Origin of the sequence: Shigella sp. FC1967, assembly GCF_001743005.1 — a bacterium.
In the GTDB taxonomy this organism is placed as follows: domain Bacteria; phylum Pseudomonadota; class Gammaproteobacteria; order Enterobacterales; family Enterobacteriaceae; genus Proteus.
This window is the reverse complement of record NZ_MIIZ01001014.1, coordinates 1-1,302: the sequence shown is the minus strand read 5'-3', so window position 1 is coordinate 1,302 and position 1,302 is coordinate 1. Positions and strand designations below refer to the sequence as shown.

The following is a 1,302-nucleotide window of genomic DNA, read 5'->3' as shown; positions in this document are numbered from 1 at the left end:
TATTTACATAAAGAAAATAGAGAGATTTTTTTACTTTTTCGCCCTATTTTGTATCTTTAATATTTTCTTTTATTTTAGTATTTATACTTATTTTTTATTTAATTTTTAAATGTAACAATGGAAAAGGATTGCCTTGTCCATCTAATTCTGAACGCCCTATTTGCTCAAATCCAATATAAAGATAAAAACCAATTGCTTGAGGATTCTGTTCATTTACATCTAACTCATCAATATGCAGTGTATTTATCGCAAAAGTTGTAAGTAATTTACCACAACCATGCCCTCTAGACTTCGCATCAACAAAAAGCATTTCCAATTTATTTCCTGCTGTACCCAAGATCCCATGAATAATATTATTATTGTCGATCGCAACATAGGTATTAAGCATCGGAAAATACTGCTCTACAATATCTTTCTTAAGCGATAAAATGACGTCTTCAGATAGAAATGTGTGTGTAGCTCTAACCGATGACTCCCAAACTTCAATCATTTCATCATAGTGTGAAGGTTCTGCTTTTTATTACTGTTAACATCGTTTCCTCTCCATAAAATGGGGAATTTTAAAACTACTTTATTGACAGTCAAGAAAAACGCATAAAAAACACACAGTTAATGTATATTAAATGCATTTTGATAAGTTAATGTCCCAAATATAGCGATGGCTACTTACATTTATATTAACAAAAGGCCACATAAAGTGACCTTTTAAAATTATTTTATTCGCTTAAAATTAGAAACGGTAACCCACACCTAATACCCAAGTACCAAATTTTGCATCATCAAATTTTGAATATTCATAAGATGCATCAATTGCTACATTTGGGATTGGGTTAACTTGTAAGCCTAATCCATAAGCCATAGAGGTTTTACTGTATTCATCATTAGAATAGTAAAATTTATCATCTTGGTTAACATGACCAAGACCAATTAACCCATATGCACTGAAGTAATCATTAAAACGATAACTAGGCCCAGTGGTTAGTGAAACATAATCAATTTCAGTGGAACCAATTTTTCCCCAGCGACCATAATAATTATATGTTAATTTTGTGTATGTCAGTGATCCAATAAACACCCCAATCATTATCAAATTCATGATTATATTTAAAGTTAATCCCTTTAGGGTTATCATCAAATTTATCATCACTCACTTTAATTGAGCTATACGCATAACCCACTGATAAAGTATTATCTAAAGCTGCGTGTACATTAAAAAGAAAATTGTAGAAAATAGCTAACAGTGAAGCAGAAAATAAATAAATTACGGCTCATCTTTATTCTCTATATAAAAAAACAAAAAAA

General features: G+C 30.3%; 2 protein-coding genes. Both read right to left on the bottom strand.

The window, feature by feature from the left end:
- Nucleotides 1–94: 94 nt before the first annotated feature.
- On the bottom strand, nucleotides 95–490 hold the full coding sequence (locus tag BHE89_RS17520; RefSeq protein WP_128860676.1) for a GNAT family N-acetyltransferase: 396 nt from the start codon (nucleotides 488–490) through the stop codon (nucleotides 95–97).
- Nucleotides 491–730: 240 nt separating this feature from the next.
- Nucleotides 731–1,084, bottom strand: a complete 354-nt coding sequence (locus BHE89_RS17515; RefSeq protein WP_353615142.1) for an Ail/Lom family outer membrane beta-barrel protein — start codon at nucleotides 1,082–1,084, stop codon at nucleotides 731–733.
- Nucleotides 1,085–1,302 lie beyond the last annotated feature (218 nt).